A 5,581-nucleotide genomic window follows, 5' to 3' on the forward strand; every position below is an offset into this window, starting at 1 on the left:
CAGCCTGCTCGCCGCGGACACGGCGCGCGGCCGTTGGGCGGTGCTGCACGGCCGCGGCGGCATGCGTCGGGTCGATTTCCTGTCCGACATCCGCGCGGCCGGCCCGCAGGCGCTGTTGATCGTCAGCGTCGTCAATGTGCTGATCGGTGCGATCCTGGCCTTTGTCGGGGCGGTACAGCTGCGAAAATTCGCCGCCGACATCTATGTGGCGAACCTAGTGGGGCTCGCCTGCGTGCGTGAGATGTCGGCGGTGATGACCGCCATCATCATGGCCGGTCGAACCGGGGGAGCCTACGCCGCCCGAATCGCGACCATGCAAGGTAACGAGGAAATCGACGCACTGGAGGTCTTCGGCATTCCGACGTCGGGCTACCTGCTGCTGCCGGCGGTGTCGTCGCTGATGCTGATGATGCCGCTGCTCTACCTGTACGGCTGCGCCGTGGCGATGATCGGCGGCTTCGTGGTCACGGCGGCGATGCTCGATGTCACGGCGCTGAGCTACTGGCACCAGACCATCTCTGCCGTCTCGCTCGATCAGTTTGTGTTCGGCTTTTGCAAGACGGTGTTTTTCGCCGCCCTGATCGGGATCACGTCCTGCCGTATCGGCCTTCTGGCGGGACGGCGAGCCGCCGACGTTGGTATTGCCGCCACCCGCGCCGTCGTGGTCGGGATCGTGGGCGTCATCGCTTTGGATGCCCTGTTCGCTGTTTTCGCTGATGTGGTGGGGTTCTGATGGCAGCTCCCTCGTCACTCGGCGCCGACGCGGTGATGCGTGTCGAGGGGCTGACGCTGGGTTTCGGCAGCAAGATCATCCAGCACGACCTGTCGTTCGACGTTAAACGTGGCAGCATCTTTGCGGTCATGGGTGGCTCGGGCTGCGGCAAAAGTACCGTCCTGAAATCGATGATCGGCCTGCTGCGTCCCAAGGCCGGTCAGTATGACGTGCAAGGCGAGAGCTACTGGGACGCCAGCGCCGAACGTCGGACCGAGATCGGACATCGCTTCGGCGTCCTGTTCCAGAGCGGTGCCCTCTGGAGTTCCATGACGGTCGGCGAGAACGTCGCACTGCCCATGCAGATGTTCACGCGCCTCGATGATCACACGATCCGGCGCATGGTCACGCTCAAGCTCGCGCTGGTGGGCATGCTGCATGCCATCGACCTGTATCCGTCCGAAATCAGCGGCGGGATGCGCAAACGCGCAGGCGTCGCCCGCGCCATCGCGCTGGACGCCGACATCCTGTTTTTCGACGAGCCCTCGGCGGGCCTCGATCCGATTACCTCGGCCCGACTTGACGAACTCATTCTCACGCTGCGCGACGGCCTTGGCGCTACGATCGTGATCGTCAGCCACGAGTTGCCGAGCCTGTTCGCCATCGCTGACGACGGCGTTTTCCTCGACGCCACGACGCGCACCGCCATCGCGCACGGCGCGCCCCGGGAGCTGCGCGATCATAGCGACGACCCGCAGATCCATGCCTTCATGAACCGCAACGCACAGCAGACCGACGGGAACGCCTGAGAGATGGACAAGCATCAGACCACGATCGGCGCCTTCGTGCTCGGCAGTATGGCGCTGCTGCTCGCCTGCCTGATCTTCTTCGGCAAATTCCAGCCCTTTCGCACCACGCAGCACGCCTTCTCCGTCTTTCCGGGCTCGGCTGCGGGCCTGACGGTCGGGGCGGCGGTCACGTTCCGGGGCGTGACCGTGGGGTCGGTGCGCTCGGTGTCCATCGCCTACGACCCAGCGACGAACACCGCCTTTATCCCCGTCGAGATGGATCTGACGCCCGAGCGTCTCAAACTCACCCCGGATGCAAGCGGCGGATCGACGCCCACCATGGCCGGCATGGTCGCGCGCGGCCTGCGCGCGGAGCTCAACGTGCAGAGTTTCGTCACCGGCCAGAGCAACGTGAACCTTGATTTCGCGCCCAAGTCGGCGGCGATCCTGCACCCGAACCTGGGCAGCGGGATCGAGATTCCCTCACGCGCGTCCGACATCGAGCGCATGAAGCAGACGTTGACCCAGCTTCCGCTCAAACAGACCGTCGACGAGGCGCAGGCCGCGATCGTCAGTGTCCGCGCGCTGGCCGACGAGTTGCGGAGCACGGTGCCCCCCCTGACCAACAGCCTCAAGGAGACGTCCGACTCGACACGGGCCGCGATCGAGGATCTGCGCGGGCATCTGGACGAAACACTGGCCAGCGTCGCGCGTCTGGCCGATCACGGCACGACGCAGCTGGATGCACGTGGGGCCGATCTGCACACCTTGCTGGCGCGCACGGACGCATCCCTCCAGCGCGCCGACGCGATTCTGGCCCATGTTGCCACCATGACGTCTCCGCGCTCGTCCGAACGCGCGGACCTCGCCTCTGCGCTGCGCGACATTGCCGCGAGTGCTGCAGCCCTGCGTGGTTTCGCCAGCGATGTGGAGCGCAATCCGCAACTTCTTCTCACAGGTCGACGCCCATGACGCTTCGCTGCCCCCTGACTCGCGCGGGCCTGGCCCTGGGTCTCCTCACCGCGCTTGCGGGCGTGACCGGTTGCGCGTCTCCGCCCCTGCAACTCTATACGCTCGGCTACGGCGGCGCTGACGTCTCCGTGCCGACGACACCCGACCAAAGGCCCCTGGTCTATGTCGCGCGCGTCGCACTGCCGGATTATCTCGATACACAGGACATGGTGACGCGCGACGGACTAGCGCTGAACCGTAGTCCCAGCGGGCGCTGGGCGGCCCGGCTGTCAGAGCAGGCTACGGCGTTGATTGCCAGCGTGCTGCGCGAGCGGACACCGGCACTCGCCATTACCGATCAGCACCCGCTGTTACCGCCGAGCGCCCGGCTCGAGGTTGTGATCGAAAAGCTGGATATGACTGCGGACGGTGCCGCCACGTTAGCTGCGAGCTGGACCCTGATCCCGAGCGATACCGGGGCACCGCTCACACGCAATCGCACGGTGATCACGCGTCCCACCACGGGCACGGGGGACGCGGCACTCGCGGCGCAGACACGCACCCTGCTGACGGATCTTGCGCAGCAGATCGTGCTTCCCGCCACGATCTAGATATCAGGGGAACAGAGCCCGGGTGCCGTCGGTCAAGCGGAGGACATCAGTCCTCCAGATCGCGCGCTACCTCGGGCTGGCGCAGGAGGGCATCGACCTCCATCGCATAATCCAGCGCGGTATCGGGCTGGAAATGAAGCTCGGGCACTGTGCGAAGCCGCAGGGAATGCGACAGCTGCGTGCGCAGAAACGGAGCGACACGCTTCAGTCCCGGCAGAATACCGTCGATATCCGAACGTCCCAGTCGCGCGACGAACGCCGTCGCGTGTCGAAAGTCGGGAGAAATCCGGACCTCGGTTACCGTGACGCGCGCATCGGCGAGATCGGGGTCACGGAACTCGGTCCGCGCAAACACTTCGGCCAGAGCACGGCGAACCTCCTCGGCCACACGCAGCTGGCGCTGCGACGGCCCGGACGCACCGTGACCGGCGAGTTTCCCCGCCGGCCCAACGCCGCCACCCTTTTTTACCGACGCGCCGCGCTTCATGCCGGAACGAGTTCCATTTCGAAGCACTCGACCACGTCGCCTTCCCGCAGGTCGTTGTACCCGGCGAAGGACAGACCGCACTCATAACCACGAGCCACTTCGCGGACATCGTCCTTAAAGCGCTTGAGCTGGCTGAGATCGCCCTCGTGGATGACCACGTTGTCACGCAGCAGACGCACGCCGCAGCCACGCTTGACCAGCCCTTCGGTGACGTAGCAACCCGCGACCTTGCCGACCTTGGTGATGTTGAACACCTGACGGATCTCGGCGTAGCCAAGGAACTTCTCCCGGTGCTTGGGCGCGATCTTGCCCTTCACCAGTTGCTCCACGTCGTCCGCGACCTGATAGATGATCGAGTAATAGCGGATATCGACCCCGTCGCGCTGCGCCAGTTCCCGGGCCTGCGACGTCGCACGCACGTTGAACGCCACGAGCACGGCGTTGGACGCCTTGGCAAGCTGCACGTCGCTTTCGGTAATCTGGCCCACGGATGCGTTGAGAACACGCACCCGAACCTCTTCATGCTCGAGCTTGAGCACCGTGGTCTGAAGGGCCTCGGCCGAACCCTGAACGTCGGCCTTGATGATGATCGCGACTTCCTTCTGCTCGCCCGCCTGAATGCGCGCCAGCATCTGGTCGAGCGTGCCACGAGCAGCGCTCTGCCCGGCCGCCATCTTCTCCTTGATCTTACGCTGGCGGAATTCAGAGATTTCGCGCGCTCGATTCTCGTTGTCCACCACCACGAACGGCTCGCCCGCCCCCGGGACACCCGCGATACCGAGAATTTCAACCGGCATCGACGGACCAGCCTCGGACAGCTGACGCCCCTTGTCATCCAGCATCGCGCGCACGCGGCCCCATTCGGCGCCCGCCACGACGATGTCGCCCTTGTGGAGCGTTCCCTTCTGGACCAATACGGTCGCAACCGGACCACGGCCACGATCGAGACGGCTCTCGATCACCGGCCCCTCTGCGACGCGATCAGGATTGGCCTTCAGATCCAGGATTTCCGCCTGAAGCAGAATGGCTTCCTCAAGCTTGTCCAGTCCCGTGCGCTTGAGGGCGGAGACCTGGATTTCCTGCGTGTCGCCACCCAGGCTCTCGACCACGATCTCGTGGCTCAGCAACTCCTGACGCACCCGGTCCGGTTTGGCATCGGGCTTGTCCATCTTGTTGATCGCCACGATGATCGGCACATCCGCGGCCTTCGCATGCTTGATGGCTTCGATCGTCTGCGGCATCACGCCGTCGTCCGCCGCAACCACCAGCACCACCACGTCGGTGACGGAGGCACCGCGGGCGCGCATCGACGTGAATGCCTCATGGCCCGGCGTATCGATAAAGGTGATCCGCGAGCCAGAGGCCAGCGTCACCTGATAGGCGCCGATATGCTGGGTGATTCCGCCGGCTTCGCCGCCCGCGACGTCAGTCGTGCGCAGGGCATCCAGCAAGGATGTCTTGCCATGGTCGACATGCCCCATGATCGTGACGACGGGTGCGCGCGGAAGCAGCTCGGCCGCCTCGTCCTCGACGCCCTCGATGCCGATCTCGACATCACTGTCGGAAACACGACGAACGCGATGACCGAACTCCTCGACGACCAGTTCGGCCGTGTCGGCGTCGATGACCTGCGTCACGGTCGCCATCACGCCCATCTTCATCAGGGACTTGATGACCTCACCCTGACGGGCCGCCATGCGGTTGGCCAGTTCCTGCACCGTGATCGTCTCCGGCAGGATGACGTCGCGTACCACCCGGACCTGATCGGCGCGCAGGCGCTCGAGTTCGGCCTGACGGCGCTCACGTTCGCGCTGACGGCGAACCGACGCGAGCGAGCGTGTCTTGTCGTCGTCGCCCTCGATCGCCGCCATAACGTCGATGCGGCCGCCGCGACGGCTATCACCACCTTTTTTCGGAGCCGGACCAGCACTCTTGCGTGGCGGCGTCTGGCCACCGGGACGCCGCGCCGGTGCGCGCCGATCGTCGTCGCCATCGCTGCTGCGCAGGCGAAGCGTCTCAGCCGGGGCTGCCG

6 protein-coding genes are annotated in these 5,581 nt (G+C 65.4%); 4 read left to right on the plus strand and 2 right to left on the minus strand.

The features are described from left to right. The 4 genes from HUK82_RS13990 to HUK82_RS14005 all read left to right on the plus strand — a co-directional run. Positions 1-733, plus strand: a 733-nt coding sequence (locus HUK82_RS13990) for an MlaE family ABC transporter permease (protein WP_176614547.1), incomplete at its 5' end; no start/stop codon positions are given. Continuing rightward, positions 733-1,521, plus strand: a complete 789-nt coding sequence (locus HUK82_RS13995) for an ABC transporter ATP-binding protein (RefSeq protein WP_176614548.1) — start codon at positions 733-735, stop codon at positions 1,519-1,521. The genes HUK82_RS13990 and HUK82_RS13995, both read left to right, overlap by 1 nt. A 3-nt stretch (positions 1,522-1,524) precedes the next feature. Next, on the plus strand, positions 1,525-2,472 hold the full coding sequence (locus HUK82_RS14000) for an MlaD family protein (RefSeq protein ID WP_176614549.1): 948 nt from the start codon (positions 1,525-1,527) through the stop codon (positions 2,470-2,472). Beyond that, entirely contained in the window at positions 2,469-3,062 is a 594-nt protein-coding gene (locus HUK82_RS14005) for a PqiC family protein (RefSeq protein ID WP_176614550.1), read from the plus strand. The genes HUK82_RS14000 and HUK82_RS14005 overlap by 4 nt, the downstream gene beginning before the upstream one ends. 46 nt (positions 3,063-3,108) lie before the next feature. On the opposite strand, the gene rbfA is transcribed toward HUK82_RS14005, so the two are convergent. Beyond that, positions 3,109-3,549: a 30S ribosome-binding factor RbfA gene (gene rbfA, locus HUK82_RS14010; RefSeq protein ID WP_176614551.1), complete on the minus strand. Its 441-nt coding sequence runs from the start codon at positions 3,547-3,549 to the stop codon at positions 3,109-3,111. Then, the coding region (infB, locus tag HUK82_RS14015; RefSeq protein ID WP_176614552.1) for a translation initiation factor IF-2 at positions 3,546-5,581 on the minus strand (2,036 nt) is incomplete at its 5' end. The genes rbfA and infB, both read right to left, overlap by 4 nt.

It is taken from the genome of Ameyamaea chiangmaiensis (assembly GCF_013376175.1).
Taxonomy (GTDB): domain Bacteria; phylum Pseudomonadota; class Alphaproteobacteria; order Acetobacterales; family Acetobacteraceae; genus Ameyamaea; species Ameyamaea chiangmaiensis.